Origin of the sequence: Pseudomonas sp. NBRC 111127, from assembly GCF_001320345.1 — a bacterium.
GTDB classification, from domain to species: domain Bacteria; phylum Pseudomonadota; class Gammaproteobacteria; order Pseudomonadales; family Pseudomonadaceae; genus Aquipseudomonas; species Aquipseudomonas juntendi.
On record NZ_BCBD01000151.1, the window covers coordinates 1 to 13215 of the forward strand.

13 protein-coding genes and 2 pseudogenes are annotated in these 13215 nt (G+C 62.2%); 10 read left to right on the forward strand and 5 right to left on the reverse strand.

From position 1 onward, the window contains the following. A partial coding sequence (locus APH30_RS21790; RefSeq protein ID WP_003092290.1) for an efflux RND transporter periplasmic adaptor subunit occupies positions 1-1166 on the reverse strand: 1166 nt, incomplete at its 3' end. Next, positions 1163-1804, reverse strand: a complete 642-nt coding sequence (locus APH30_RS21795; protein ID WP_023093369.1) for a TetR/AcrR family transcriptional regulator — start codon at positions 1802-1804, stop codon at positions 1163-1165. The genes APH30_RS21790 and APH30_RS21795, both read right to left, overlap by 4 nt. A 100-nt stretch (positions 1805-1904) precedes the next feature. Between APH30_RS21795 and APH30_RS21800 the strand changes: the two genes are divergently transcribed. From APH30_RS21800 to APH30_RS21810, 4 genes are all read left to right on the forward strand, one after another. Then, positions 1905-3308 (forward strand): efflux transporter outer membrane subunit, encoded by a 1404-nt coding sequence (locus tag APH30_RS21800; protein ID WP_000078291.1) that lies wholly within the window; start codon positions 1905-1907, stop codon positions 3306-3308. 93 nt (positions 3309-3401) lie between these two features. Next, positions 3402-4307 (forward strand): LysR family transcriptional regulator, encoded by a 906-nt coding sequence (locus APH30_RS21805; protein ID WP_000405670.1) that lies wholly within the window; start codon positions 3402-3404, stop codon positions 4305-4307. Positions 4308-4339: 32 nt separating this feature from the next. Continuing rightward, positions 4340-4603: an EexN family lipoprotein gene (locus tag APH30_RS28260; protein WP_000717310.1), complete on the forward strand. Its 264-nt coding sequence runs from the start codon at positions 4340-4342 to the stop codon at positions 4601-4603. 58 nt (positions 4604-4661) lie between these two features. Then, on the forward strand, positions 4662-4979 hold the full coding sequence (locus APH30_RS21810) for a multidrug efflux SMR transporter (protein WP_000539741.1): 318 nt from the start codon (positions 4662-4664) through the stop codon (positions 4977-4979). Positions 4980-5207: 228 nt separating this feature from the next. Here the strand turns inward: APH30_RS21810 and APH30_RS21815 are convergent. From APH30_RS21815 to APH30_RS21825, 3 genes and pseudogenes are all read right to left on the reverse strand, one after another. Continuing rightward, positions 5208-5387 (reverse strand): annotated as a pseudogene (locus APH30_RS21815) (integrase core domain-containing protein); the annotation flags it as partial. Positions 5388-5488: 101 nt separating this feature from the next. Then, on the reverse strand, positions 5489-6019 hold the full coding sequence (locus tag APH30_RS21820; protein WP_000043569.1) for a hypothetical protein: 531 nt from the start codon (positions 6017-6019) through the stop codon (positions 5489-5491). Positions 6020-6300: 281 nt separating this feature from the next. Beyond that, complete coding sequence (locus tag APH30_RS21825) at positions 6301-7206, reverse strand: LysR family transcriptional regulator (protein WP_023093368.1); 906 nt, start codon at positions 7204-7206, stop codon at positions 6301-6303. Between the two features lie 305 nt (positions 7207-7511). On the opposite strand from APH30_RS21825, the gene APH30_RS21830 reads away from it, so the two are divergent. The 6 genes and pseudogenes from APH30_RS21830 to APH30_RS21855 form a co-directional block, all read left to right on the forward strand. Continuing rightward, the gene (locus APH30_RS21830; protein ID WP_001163195.1) at positions 7512-9509 is read left to right on the forward strand and encodes a conjugal transfer protein TraG; all 1998 of its coding nucleotides are present in this window, start codon (positions 7512-7514) and stop codon (positions 9507-9509) included. Beyond that, positions 9506-9982, forward strand: a complete 477-nt coding sequence (locus tag APH30_RS21835) for a ribbon-helix-helix protein, CopG family (protein ID WP_000085131.1) — start codon at positions 9506-9508, stop codon at positions 9980-9982. The genes APH30_RS21830 and APH30_RS21835 overlap by 4 nt, the downstream gene beginning before the upstream one ends. Beyond that, positions 9979-11049, forward strand: coding sequence for a P-type conjugative transfer ATPase TrbB (gene trbB, locus APH30_RS21840; protein ID WP_023093367.1), 1071 nt, complete (start codon positions 9979-9981; stop codon positions 11047-11049). Before APH30_RS21835 ends, trbB begins: the two co-directional genes overlap by 4 nt. After that, on the forward strand, positions 11046-11432 hold the full coding sequence (locus APH30_RS21845) for a TrbC/VirB2 family protein (RefSeq protein WP_000150010.1): 387 nt from the start codon (positions 11046-11048) through the stop codon (positions 11430-11432). The genes trbB and APH30_RS21845 overlap by 4 nt, the downstream gene beginning before the upstream one ends. Continuing rightward, the gene (locus tag APH30_RS21850; RefSeq protein ID WP_003092280.1) at positions 11429-11698 is read left to right on the forward strand and encodes a VirB3 family type IV secretion system protein; all 270 of its coding nucleotides are present in this window, start codon (positions 11429-11431) and stop codon (positions 11696-11698) included. The genes APH30_RS21845 and APH30_RS21850 overlap by 4 nt, the downstream gene beginning before the upstream one ends. A 12-nt stretch (positions 11699-11710) precedes the next feature. Then, positions 11711-13215 (forward strand): annotated as a pseudogene (locus APH30_RS21855) (conjugal transfer protein TrbE); the annotation flags it as partial.

Here is a 13215-nt window from a genome sequence, read left to right on the forward strand (position 1 = left end):
TAGCGCTTGGTCAATTGAGTGGTGGCTTCCAGTGGTGTCACTGGCTGTCCATCGGTGAGCCATCCTCCTCCGGCGGCAACCACCGTCTCGCCGGGCTTGAGTCCAGCGAGGACGCGCGCGCTGTCTCCTTCCTGTACCGGCGTGAAGCGCACCGCGCGACGGTGCACCTTCTTATCTTCAGGGGTGTAGACGAAGACGGAAGCCTCGCCCGGCTTCGTGCCGAGCACCAGCGAGGCATAAGGTATGGATACAGTCTCGGGCCGAGAGGTCTTGGAGGTTGCCGCAGGTGCGTCGAGCACGACCTGTACGGGAATACCTGGCCGAAGTGCGCGCGCTTGCGCGTTATCTTCAGGCACTAGCACCACGGGTAGGAGCGAGCCATTTTCGGCGCGCAGACCGACACGACGTACCACCGCTCGGATTGGTTGTTCGGCTCCGCTCCAGCTCAGTTCTGCGCGTTGGCCGACATCTATGTGAGGTGCCTGTGTAGTAGACGCGTTCGCGATGATCTCAGTGCCACTGCGCACGCCGTCGACCTGAAATACCGGCGCACCAGCAGCAATGTCGGTGAACGCCAAAGCCAGCTTTTCCGCCACGACACCATCGAAAGGAGCGACGATCATCGTGCCACGTTGTGCTCGTTCGGCCAGGCCAAGCGCCGCCTTGGCAGTGCGCGCTTGACCCTCTGCGACCGCTAGCTGCGCCTTCGCGCTCTCGAACGCAGCAGGGGAGATGACTTCGCTTTCGAGCAACCGGCGCTGTTGATCTGTCTGTACACGTCGATCCATCAGGCCGGCTTCGGCGGCCGCCAGGGATGCTTGCGCTTGTGTCACGCGAAGCCGGTCAGGTTGCGCATCAAGTTCTGCCAGGACTTGGCCGCGGGAGAACCGTTCACCCACGTCGACGTTCAACTTGGCGATCCGTCCTCCTGTTTCAAATCCTAGGATGCTGCGCTCGGTTGCTCGCGCCGAGCCAGTCAATTCGATGCGAGAGCTATGCGGGAGATCCGACTGCGCGGCGGCGAGCTTCACTGCGCGCGGAGGCTCGGATACGGTGGATTGCGAGTTTCCGCACCCTGAGAGCAGAGTCGAAATGGATAGTGTGCAAGCAACCGCCAAGGAGCGCGGTGCGCACGCGGTCATGACACCGCTACGGACGCGACTCATGTGCGTCCTTTTGCCGGGACAAGTTCGAGATGGCCCGAGGCGAGATCCTGGAGCGCCCGAAAGAAATGCCGCCGCTCTGCGGGTGCGAGTATTGGCAAACCCAGAAGATCGGCGAACAGGGCGCCATCCAATGCCAGCATGATGAGTGCCGCGGTCTCGGTGCCACGCGGGGATCGACGCACGCGTTCGTACTGCACGCGGTACCACTCGCGCAGTGGGTCGAGAAGTGTTGGATCTTCCGCAGCTGCCGCGAGCAGCGCTGCGCCCATCTTCTGCATCTCGTCGTCGGGCATCGCTTCCACCTGGCTCGACAGCCAGGGGTCCGGATCTCCGGCAAACCTGCGCTCGTGATTGGCTTGTACCGCGTCGAACGCCCGGATCATCTCGTCGATCAGTGTCACGAACAAATCGCGTTTGGTCTTGAAGTGATAGAGAAACGCCCCTTTGCTCAACCCGGCCCGCACAACGACGGCGTCCAGTGTCAAGCGACTGGCACCTTCCTCCAGCACCAGTTCGCGGGCGGCCTGCAGGATGCGGTCGCGAGTTCGCTGGGCTCCTTGCTGGAGGCCGGGCTGCGCATCGGCGCTGCTATGGGCAGTGGACGGGGGGGGCAACTTTGTTTTCGCGCGGGGCGGCATGGTCGTGCTCCAAAAAAGCTTGAGTCATATGCAGTCCAGACGGTATAGTAGAAGCCATACAACAGTCCGTCAAGACTTTTTCGGAGCGCAAGGAGCTGCCATGTCTCAAATTCTTGAACGCTATCGCCTCATTGCCATGATTTCTCCGCTACTGCTTCTTGCGGCCTGCAGCCATGCCCCGCACTCTGCCGATCCACCTCGCCTGGATGTACCGGCCCATTTCTCAAATGAAGAGGGAGGTGAAGGCATCTTGGACAAATCGTCCCGCCGTACTCTTCCCGTCGATTGGTGGACGGCCTACGGCGATCCGCACCTCAATGCCTTGGTCCGGGCGGCGCTGGAGCGCAATACCGAACTGACGATTGCGCGAGCGCGCGTGGACGAGGCATCGGCCGCCACGCGGCGAGCACGGGCCTCCCTGCTCCCCTCGTTGTCCGCGGGCACGCAGGCAACTCGAGGACGCGACTATTCAGAGAACGTTGCAATCGGCAATGATGGCCGCGCCACGTTGTCCGCATCGTGGGAGGCAGACCTGTCGGGACGGCTTTCGCAGGCAGCAGAAGGTGCGCGCCTGGATGCGGTGGCAGCCGAACAAGCGTGGGTTGCCACGCGGTGGCAGGTCGCGTTTGAAACAGTGTCGGCGGCTGTGCAGCAGCGCCAAGCCAGTGAGCTCGAAGCGCTAGCCGCGGCGCGGCTGGCATCCGCAGAACGACTCGTCTTGCTGATGCAACGGAAGTTCGAGGCCGGACAAGCTACCGGCTTCGACATCGAGCGTACCCGCGCCGGCGTCGTCGCACTGCGCGTGGAGCAAGAGCAACTGCGGCGTGCGCGCGGCGAGGCGACGCATGCACTCGATGTACTAGTGGGACAAACGCCCGGAGCGCCTGCAGCTTCCCCAACTCTTGCGTCGCTCGCCGTCCCGGACTGGACACCGACACGCATACCTGCGGACCTGCTGAGTGAGCGGCCCGACGTGCGCGCCGCCGAAGCGAAGTTCGCCGCCGAAACCGCGCGCTGGAACGCAGCCGAAGGCGAACGCTTCCCCAGGCTGGTGTTGGACCTGAGCGGCGGACGGCAGCGCGTAGAGAGTGTGGGAACCCGCATCACTGGAAACATTTTTTCACTTGGGGCCGGGGTGTCGTTGCCGATCTTCGATGGTGGCGCGATCCGTGCCGGCATCGAGACCGGAGAGGCGCGCAGCCGAGCTGCCCGTGCGGAGTTCGAGCGCACTTTGTTGAGTGCTTTGCAGGACGTAGAGAACGCATATCTCGGTTGGCATACGCAGCACGCAGCACTGGAGCATCAGGCCGAGGGTGTCGCAGTCGCGGAGCGTCAGCTCGATCGCAGCCGACGTCTGTTCGAGGCGGGACAAGTGGACGCCACGGTGGTGGCCGAGGCTGAGGCCGGGGTGCTGTCAGCGCAGGCTTCGCTGATCCGCACGCGGGCCGAGACAGCCATGCAATGGGGCGTCCTGGCAAAAGCATTATCCGGCTCTCCTGTTTGATCGCAGAAACATGCTGGAGCAGCTTGCGAAGGCTAGCTAAATAGCGTGACGCAAGGCGAAGGTGGTGAGGCCTGAGTGATGAGGAATGCGAACATGGAAATTCGACACCTGCGCTACTTTCTGGCGGTGGCAGAGGAGCTGCACTTTGCCCGAGCCGCAGAGCGCCTCCACATAGAGACATCGCCGCTGTCGCGCGCCATCAAGGAACTTGAGGAAGAGTTGGGCGTAGCGCTATTTGCGAGAACCACTCGGAGCACCCGCTTGACTCGTGCGGGCAGGCTCTTCTTTGAGAGCGTGCCGCGTGTCTTCGCAGCTTTGCAGCAGGCGCGCGACAGTGTGAACGCCGCAGCCAATGGCTTTCATTGCCAGCTCCGTATTGCATTGTCTGATGGAATCACGCCATCGCGCCTGCCTGCGTTGTTGGCGCTCTGCCGGCAGGAAGAGCCGGAAGTGGAAGTTCGCTTCTTCGAGGTGCCTTTGGCACAGCAAATCAAGGGATTGTGTGGCGAACTGTACGATCTCGGCTTCGCTCAATCGGATGAAGTCGGCGAAGGCATCATCGCCGTGCCGGTGTGGAGTGACCCTCTGATGGTAGCTGTGCCCGCACGGCACCCCTTGCTATCCCACAAACAGATTCCCCTAGAAGAGCTGTTGCGGTATCCGCTGGTGCTCTGCGACGCGGTGGCGTGTGAGGGCCATGCTCGGCAAGTTGAACGGGTGCTACGTCGCGTGGACATAGAGCCACTGATTGCCGAACGCGTGACTTCCAGCGATCTAATGATGGTCCTGGTTTCGGCGGGACTTGCACTAGGCCTCACAGGAGGCGCGCATATCACAGCCAGCAGGGAACAGGGGGTGGTCGCACGGCCGCTGACTGGACGTTCGCCAATGCTCACGACCTATCTACTACGGCCGGCCAGCGAGCCGTCAGAAATGCTGACTCGCTTCATGGAACGCGTTCATTCGATCAAATCTCCAGATGCCAAAGGTCGGCGGTAAACCATCACACAATCTCCCAAAGAAAATTAACCATGAAGAAGATTGCTCTCATATTGCTTTCCTCGACATTGGCAGCCTGCAGCCCATCTGGGAAACCAGATAAAGCCAACCTTCCGACAGTCGATGAATTAGCGCTCAATCCTGAGCGTCTGAAAGAGTTGCGCAAGCAATGCAAGTTGGATCGACCAATGCTGGGCGACCAACTATGTAACCGGGTTGCCGAGGCTACGCGAAAGCGCTTTTACGAAGATGGCGATGTGCCCCACACCACGCCTAAAGAGCCGCCGAAGTTCTAAGCTGGTGGTCATGCCGGAGTATGTATGCCGGATATGAAAAATTTGAAGGAGAATCGCAATGGGTTGGATCTATCTTGTTTTGGCTGGATTGTTTGAAATCGGATGGCCGGTCGGGCTGAAAATGGCGCAAGAGCCAACATCGCGTTGGAGTGGGGTCGCAGTAGCCGTCTCTTTCATGACAATTAGCGGCGCCTTCCTATGGCTTGCTCAGCGTCAGATACCGATTGGGACTGCTTATGCGGTGTGGACGGGTATCGGAGCGGCGGGAACTTTCTTAGTCGGAATTCATTTCTATGGCGACCCAACCTCCCTGATGCGATACCTTGGCGTGGCGTTGATCATCCTGGGCGTTATCACGCTCAAGTTATCGAGTTGATCGCTAGCTCCATTGGTAGCGTAGTCGCTAGGCGACCCAGCTCCCAGAGTGGATCGGGCGCTGGGAACTCGTACGGTCACCTCCTCTCTCTAGTCGCTATGTGACGAGCTTGCCGGCGCCTCGGGAGAGTTCGAGCCAGTGCGCGTAAGGCGGTGGGAGCACCCATTCCGGGTGGCTCCACCTTCAGTGCCTGCGCCAAGGTGACCTGAGTACGAACTTTGTAGCCAGTCAGGCAGTGAGTTCGGAGGGGATGCTATCGGATTGGATCCAGTTGCGCCGGATCGTCGCCGGCGGTTTGTAAGCATGCGCGCTATGCGGCCGCTGCTCGTTGTAGAACTGTCGCCAACGTTCGATCAGCACCTTCGCTTCGGTCCGACTGCGGAACCATTCGCGGTTGAGCAGTTCGTCGCCCATCGTTGCCTGCGAAGTCAGGACCAGCAGAATCCTGAGGGGAGTTCTCATCATGGTTTTCTCCGTTCAGACGCTTGGGATCAAGCGGCCGGAGACCACTACGCCTGCTTGGCTTTGCGCGCTGCCTCGACCAAGCTGTCGAGCCAGTCCTGATGGCCGTTGATCATCGGGTTGGGTTTGGCGTTGTGCAGCTCCTCGGCCGGTTTGCCCTTCTGAGTTTCCTGCGTGAGGATGCGCACGCGCCTGCCGTCCAGGTTCTCAACCAGCCAGGCGTGATGCACATCCAGGCGCGTATCTGTGCCTTCCTCGCCGGACCAGCCGTGCCAGGCCACGCGGCCGGGTTGCCCATCCGCAGGTGGCACGTATTCGTTGCACTGCCCCTCTACCGGGAAGCCGAAGGTCTCGAAGTAAAACCGATCGCCGTCGGCCAGTACCGGGCCTTTGCCGTCATGAAAGCACACGTTAGCCGAGTTGGCGTAGTAGCTTGGCCACAGCGATGGTGTGACGAGTAGAGGCCATACGTCGGCCGCGCTCAAGCCGGCGGCGATGATCTCATTGGAGGCGAAATTCTCAGTAAAGCCCGGCGTGTAGCCTTCGGGCCAGAGGATGGCGTTCTGTTGCTTGCTCATATCGAAGCTCCTTCACAAAATGTCGATGACGCAACAGGGGTGGCTGCGTCATTCAAGTGGTCATGGAGCAAATCATGAGCCTCCATCTGCAATAAGTGAAATCCTAAGTTTCTATTTTTGATATCATAAAATATGATATCAAGGCCTAGGTTCTGCCATCCACCGACTAGGCTATCTCGCAGCGGCGCTACGAAAGGGCGCGTCTCCAATTGAGCCGACTGATTGCTTATTTGTAGTGCGAGGTAGAGTTGTGCTGAGCATGACGATAGGAGCGATCTTGCCTACTTGTTGTTAGCACAGGAAGTGAACAGCAGTGCTCGTATCCAGCGATGTGCTGGATCGTGATGGGTGCGTTCGTGCCAAGCAGCCGTCTTGGTGAACCCCGGTATCTTCACCGGCGGCAGGGAGATAGCCAGCTTGTCCATACCGGCGACCAAGCGGCTCGGCAAGATCGCAACCATGTCACTGGCACGCAGGATGTCTGGCAAGATCAGAAAGCTCTTGACCGACAGTGTGACGCTGCGTCGTTTGCCCAACTGTTCTAGCGCATCGTCGGTGACGCCGCGGAAACCTCCACCATCGTAGGAAACAAGCGCATGGTCGAGAGCACAGAACTGTTTAACGGTCAGCTTGCGCCCCATAGCCGCAGGATGGTCTTCCCGCAGGACACACACATAGTGTTCCTTGAACAGCTCTCGGGCATGCAGATTTGGCGGAGTGATCTCTGGCGTCAGGAGGGCTAAATCGATCTGACCGCGCTCAAGCTGGTTCTGTAGCTGCCCGCTCTCGACTGGCACTAATGAGACTCGTACACGCGGTGCGTGCCGTTTAAGTGCCGATAGAAATGGGACAGCAACGGCACGCAGCGCATAGTCCGTCGCGGCGATGGAGAAGGTCAGTTGTGCGGTGGCCGGATTGAAGGAAGGTGGCTGGAGCAGCGCGTCGATTTCGGCGAGCACCTGCTTGACAGGCATCCCTAGATCCAGCGCCCGCTGCGTTGGAACGATACCCCGCTGCGAGCGCGCGAAAAGCGGGTCACCGAAGCTCTCGCGCAACCGCGTCAGCATGCCACTCAAGGCCGGCTGGGTTAGTCCCAGACGGGCCGCCGCCCGTGTCACATTGCGTTCGTCTAACAATGCGTCCAGCGCCTTGAGCAAGTTGAGATCCATACTCTTGATATTTTTCATTTTTATTCCAATCTTAAATATCATCGTTTTTCATGATATCTAAATATTGCCTATGAGTGGAAGCAAGGCCCATTGACGGCTTTTTTTGGGTAACTTGCTTGGAACTCTGTATGCGCCGCAGTGCGCTTTCGCTTGCGGCGCTTTTCTTTGACTCGCCACCGCGCTCATTCTTTCTTTTCCCTCGACCATTGTGCTGCGAACGGTCTTTGACCGGCACTAGCCCAGAACCGATCCTGACGCCTGCGACACCCCCTGTGCAACGCTTTCAATGAGACACCAGCGCAGGAGAAATCGGAGGACAGGTCATGCAAGGGACGAACGTTCTGTTCGGCCAGATCGCTGTGGTAATCGGCATCGTGATCGCCGGCGTCTGGGGCGCCACACAATGGACAGCAGCGACCCTTGGCTATCAAGTACGCCTCGGATCGCCCTGGTTCGATCTTCTAGGTGTACCGGTTTATCACCCGTGGCGCTTGTTCGAATGGTGGTTCTTCTTTGATGCCTACGCGCCGCACGTCTTCGACACAGGCGGTGCGATTGCGGGTGGTAGCGGTTTGTTCGCTTTACTCGTCGCCATCGCCATGTCGGTATGGCGTTCTCGGCAGTCGCGGCTGGTTACGACTTATGGTTCGGCACGCTGGGCCGATGCCGTCGACATCCGCAAAGCTGGACTGACCCTCCCGGCGGGCGTCTTCCTCGGCCAACACGACGACCAATACCTCCGACATGAGGGGCCGGAACATGTCCTGAGCTTCGCACCCACGCGCTCGGGCAAGGGCGTGGGCTTGGTGGTGCCTACGTTGCTTTCGTGGCCGGCGTCCGCCGTCATTCACGACATTAAGGGAGAGAACTGGAAGATCACGGCGGGCTGGCGTTCGCGCTTTTCGCACTGCCTGCTTTTCAACCCCACCGATAGGCAGTCGGCCGCCTACAACCCGCTGCTTGAAGTCCGGCGCGGCGCACATGAAGTGCGCGACGTGCAGAACATCGCCGACATTCTGGTTGACCCTGAAGGTGCGTTAGAGAAGCGCAATCATTGGGAGAAGACCAGCCACGCGCTACTGGTCGGTGCAATCTTGCATGTTCTGTACGCAGGCGAGGACAAGACGCTGCGCGGCGTCGCCAACTTCCTCAGCGACCCGGCGTGTCCGTTCGAGCTGACGCTGCACCGGATGATGACGACGAAGCACCTGGGCGATGCGCCTCACCCGGTTGTCGCATCCGCTGCCCGCGAAGTGCTCAACAAGTCGGACAACGAGCGATCGGGCGTGCTCTCCACCGCCATGTCGTTTCTCGGCCTGTACCGCGACCCGACCGTGGCCGAAGTCACATCGCGCTGCGATTGGCGCATCGCCGACCTGATTTCCGCCGAGCACCCGGTATCGCTCTATCTGGTGGTGCCGCCCTCCGACATAAGCCGCACCAAGCCGCTGATCCGGCTCATCTTGAACCAGATCGGGCGGCGGCTGACCGAATCGCTCGACGGCAGCGATGGCATCGCGCGCCGGCACAAGCTGCTGCTGATGCTGGACGAGTTTCCGGCGCTGGGTCGCCTCGATTTTTTCGAGTCCGCGCTTGCCTTCATGGCCGGCTACGGCATCCGCAGCTTTCTCATCGCTCAAAGCCTGAACCAGATCGACAAGGCGTATGGGCAGAACCATTCCATCCTCGACAACTGCCATGTCCGGGTGACTTTCGCCACCAACGACGAAAGGACGGCGAAAAGGATTTCCGAAACCCTCGGCACCGCCACCGAGCTTCGCGCGCAGCGCAACTACGCGGGCCACCGCCTCGCTCCGTGGCTGGGGCACCTGATGGTGTCGCGTCAGGAAACTGCACGTCCGCTGCTGACGCCCGGCGAGGTGATGCAGCTTCCACCTGAGGACGCCGTAGTCATGGTGTCCAGCGTTGCCCCGATCCGCGCGAAGAAGCTGCGTTACTACGTCGACGCCAATTTCAAGGATCGCGTCCTGCCACCGCCCGTGCTCGCAGTCGGGAGGTACGCCGACGCGCCGCCAGCCCGCCCCGACGACTGGAGCGGCTTGGCGATCCCGGCCGTACCTACGGCGCCGACCTCGGTATCCGCCGATGGTCCGGGCGGCACCGATGACGGCGGCCCGCGCCGCCAGCTCGAACTCTCCGAAACCGTCGCCTACGAGCCCGAGTTGGACGCGTGTGCGAACGACCTGGAGCTGCTCGATGACGACGACCTGGCGCTCCCGCTTCCCGGCCAGCTCGACCCGGCCATGCAGCGCACGGCCCGGCTGGCTTCTCTCGACCCCAACGACGGAATCGACCTATGAGCCAATACCGCCTCAATCTTTTCATCCAGCCCGAGCACGCCAAGCGCCTGGATGAACTTGCCGCCAAGAAAGGCGTGTCCAAGTCCTCCATCGTCGCAGCGGCCTTGGCGTCCTGGCTGTCACCCGATGCGGGCGACCAGCGTGAGGCCGCCATTGCCAAGCGGCTGGATCGACTGTCGCGGCAGACCGAACGCATGGAGCGCGACCAGAACATCCAGATCGAAACGCTGGCGCTGTTCATCCGCTATTTCTTGACCATCAGCACGCCGGTGCCAGAAGCCCACAAGGACGCGGCCCGCGCCCAGGGCAAAGCGCGCTTCGAGCAGTTCGTCGAGCAGTTGGGTCGCCACCTGCTGCGTGGCCGCAGTCTGGTGCGCGACGTGGTGGAGGAACTGCACCCCGATCCGATGCGGATGGATGACGCAGCAGCGATGGCGTCCGCCGATGAGCGAGCTGCAGAGCGTGCGTCATGAGTGCCGTTCCGCAGATTCCGCCTGAATCTCGCTCATCCGCCGCGGCGTCCCAGGATCGCCGCATCCAGATGCTGCGCACGGCGATGGGGCCGCTGATCGCCGCTGCGCTCGAAGATCCGGATGTTGTGGAAATCATGCTCAACCCCGATCGCACCCTGTGGGTGGATCGGCTGTCGTCGGGTCGCTCGCCGCTGGGCGTGGAGATGCCCGAGGCCGATGGTGAACGCATCATCCGCCTGGTCGCCGCGCATGTCGGCGCGGAGGTGCATCGCGGCCAGCCGCTCTTGACCGCCGAGTTGCCGGAAACCGGCGAGCGTTTCGAGGGCATCCTGCCTCCGGCCGCCCCGGGGCCAGCCTTCGCGCTACGCAAGCGGGCCGTGAGCATCATCGGCCTGGATCGCTACGTGGCCGACGGCATCCTGACCGCCGGGCAGGCCGAGTTCCTGCGCCGCGCCGTGCGCGAGCGGCAGAACATCCTGATCGCCGGCGGCACCAGCACCGGCAAGACCACGCTGGCGAACGCGCTGCTGGCCGAGATCGCCGCCACAGGCGACCGCGTGCTGGTGCTCGAAGACACCATCGAGCTGCAATGCGCGGCCCGCGACCATGTGCCGCTGCGCACCCGCGCCGGCGTCGTCACAATGACCGAGCTGGTGCGGGCCACGATGCGCCTGCGGCCTGACCGCGTGATCGTCGGCGAAGTGCGTGGCGGCGAAGCCCTGGACTTGGTGAAGGTCTGGGGCACCGGCCACCCCGGCGGCATTGCCACCATCCATGCCGGCTCCGCCTTGGGCGCACTGCTGCGTCTGGAGCAACTGATCCTCGAAGTGGCAGTGAATCCGCCCCGCGCCCTGATCGCCGAGGCGGTCAACGTGGTGATTCACATCGCAGGCCGTGGCCGCAAACGTCACGTCGAAACCATCTCCCGTGTCGTCGGCTTCGACGGTGCGGGCTATCGCCTGACAGATGCGCTGGAAACGCCGTTTCCCGAGCTGCCGCCGGTTCCTCTTGCAGCCGCTGCCGCTGCGCCTTCCTCGACCCCTGACCAACCTGGAGAACTGCCATGACGCACGTTGATGCTTTCCGTCTTTCCGTAAATCCTATTTCTCGCCTGTCCAGCATGGCGCGGCTGCGCCACCTGGCCCGTCCCGCAGGGCAAGGGCTGCTGCTGGCCGCGCTGATGCTGTTGCTGGCGGGCACGGCGCAGGCCGCCGGTTCCTCGATGCCGTGGGAAGGGCCGCTGACCTCCATCCTCGAATCCATCCAAGGGCCAGTCGCCCGGATCGTGGCGGTGATCATCATCATCTCGACGGGGCTTGCGCTGGCGTTCGGTGATACCAGCGGCGGCTTTCGCAAGCTGATCCAGATCGTGTTCGGCCTGTCCATCGCGTTCGCCGCGTCCTCGTTCTTCCTGTCGTTCTTCAGCTTCTCCGGAGGGGCCGTCGTATGAGTAAGGCCACCGATCTTCCGGGCTTTGAAGTGCCGCTGCATCGCTCGCTGACCGAGCCGATCCTGCTGGGCGGTGCGCCGCGCACCGTGGCGATTGCCAACGGCACGCTAGCCGCCGCCGTCGGGCTGGGCCTGCAACTGTGGATTCCCGGCGTGGTGCTCTGGATCGTCGGCCACTCGCTGGCCGTATGGGGTGCGCGCGTCGATCCGCAGTTCATGCAGGTCTTCGCGCGGCATATCAAACACCGCCCGCTTCTGGACGTGTGAGGGGAGGACGCCATGCTGAACCTTGCCGAATATCGTCAGCGCCCGGCCTTGCTTGCCGACTGGCTGCCCTGGGCCGGGCTGGTCGCGCCGGGCGTTGTGCTGAACAAAGATGGTTCGTTTCAACGCACGTTCCAGTTTCGCGGCCCCGACTTGGACAGTGCGACACAGGGCGAGCTGATTGCCACGTCGGCGCGGCAGAACAACGCGCTTCGCCGTACCGGGTCTGGCTGGGCCTTCTATATCGAGGCCGAGCGGATGCGGGCATCGAGCTATCCGCAATCCTCCTTTCCCGAACCACTGTCCTGGCTGGTGGATGAGGAGCGACGCGCGGCGTTCGAGGAGTCGGATGGCCATTTCGAGAGCGTCTATCACTTCACGTTGCAACACCTACCGCCGCAAGAGTCTCGCGCCCGTGCGGCTGGGATGCTGTACGAGAACCGGCCCACTGAGGGTGTGGACTGGCGTGGTCGGCTTGATTCCTTCGTGGCAGAGACCGATCGCGTGTTCGACCTGCTCGATGGTGTGATGCCGGAGATTGCCTGGCTGGACGATAGCCAGACGCTGACCTACCTGCATGCCACAGTCTCCACGCGGCGCTATCGCGTCGGCGTGCCCGACGTGCCGTTCCATATCGACGCACTGCTGGCCGATGCCGCGCTGGTCGGCGGCCTGGCGCCCATGCTGGGCGATCAGCACCTGCGCGTGGTGTCGGTACGAGGCTTCCCGACCTCGACCTGGCCGGGGATCTTGGACGACCTCAACCGCCTGGGCTTTGCGTATCGCTGGAGTACGCGCTTCCTGTGCCTGGACAAAGCCGAGGCGGAACGGGAATTGGGGCGCTTGCGGCGCCAATGGTTCGCCAAGCGCAAGAACGTCATCGCGCTGCTGCGCGAAACGATCTTTCAGCAGGAAAGCCCGCTGGTCGATACCGATGCCAGCAACAAGGCCGCCGACGCCGATGCCGCCTTGCAGGAGCTGGGCAGCGATCAAGTCGCCTTCGGCTACCTCACCGCCACGGTGACGGTGCTCGACGCCGACCCGGCCGTGGCCGACGAGAAGCTGCGCATGGTGGAGCGCGTCATCCAGGGCCGGGGTTTCGTGACCATCCCCGAAACCCTCAACGCAGTCGATGCCTGGCTGTCGTCCGTCCCCGGCAACGCATACGCGAACGTGCGTCAGCCCATCGTTTCGACGCTGAACCTGGCGCACATGATGCCGATGTCAGCGGTATGGGCTGGGCCGGAGAAGAACGAACACCTCGATGGCCCGCCGCTGATCGTCACCCGCACCGATGGCGCGACGCCGTTCCGGCTGGTGACGCACATCGGCGACGTGGGGCACACCCTTGTCGCCGGGCCGACCGGCATGGGCAAGTCGGTGCTGCTCGCCATATTGGCCATGCAGTTCCGGCGCTACTTCGGCTCGCGGATCTTCGCCTTCGACATGGGGCGCTCGATGCGCGCCACCATCCTCGGCCTTGGCGGTGAGCACTACGACCTCGGTGCCGATGGCGGCAT

Coding starts and splice junctions, on each gene's coding strand:
- APH30_RS21795 (WP_023093369.1), bottom strand. CDS start 1,804: ATGCCGCCCCGCGCGAAAACAAAGTTGCCCCCCCCGTCCACTGCCCAT.
- APH30_RS21800 (WP_000078291.1), top strand. CDS start 1,905: ATGTCTCAAATTCTTGAACGCTATCGCCTCATTGCCATGATTTCTCCG.
- APH30_RS21805 (WP_000405670.1), top strand. CDS start 3,402: ATGGAAATTCGACACCTGCGCTACTTTCTGGCGGTGGCAGAGGAGCTG.
- APH30_RS28260 (WP_000717310.1), top strand. CDS start 4,340: ATGAAGAAGATTGCTCTCATATTGCTTTCCTCGACATTGGCAGCCTGC.
- APH30_RS21810 (WP_000539741.1), top strand. CDS start 4,662: ATGGGTTGGATCTATCTTGTTTTGGCTGGATTGTTTGAAATCGGATGG.
- APH30_RS21820 (WP_000043569.1), bottom strand. CDS start 6,019: ATGAGCAAGCAACAGAACGCCATCCTCTGGCCCGAAGGCTACACGCCG.
- APH30_RS21825 (WP_023093368.1), bottom strand. CDS start 7,206: ATGAAAAATATCAAGAGTATGGATCTCAACTTGCTCAAGGCGCTGGAC.
- APH30_RS21830 (WP_001163195.1), top strand. CDS start 7,512: ATGCAAGGGACGAACGTTCTGTTCGGCCAGATCGCTGTGGTAATCGGC.
- APH30_RS21835 (WP_000085131.1), top strand. CDS start 9,506: ATGAGCCAATACCGCCTCAATCTTTTCATCCAGCCCGAGCACGCCAAG.
- trbB (WP_023093367.1), top strand. CDS start 9,979: ATGAGTGCCGTTCCGCAGATTCCGCCTGAATCTCGCTCATCCGCCGCG.
- APH30_RS21845 (WP_000150010.1), top strand. CDS start 11,046: ATGACGCACGTTGATGCTTTCCGTCTTTCCGTAAATCCTATTTCTCGC.
- APH30_RS21850 (WP_003092280.1), top strand. CDS start 11,429: ATGAGTAAGGCCACCGATCTTCCGGGCTTTGAAGTGCCGCTGCATCGC.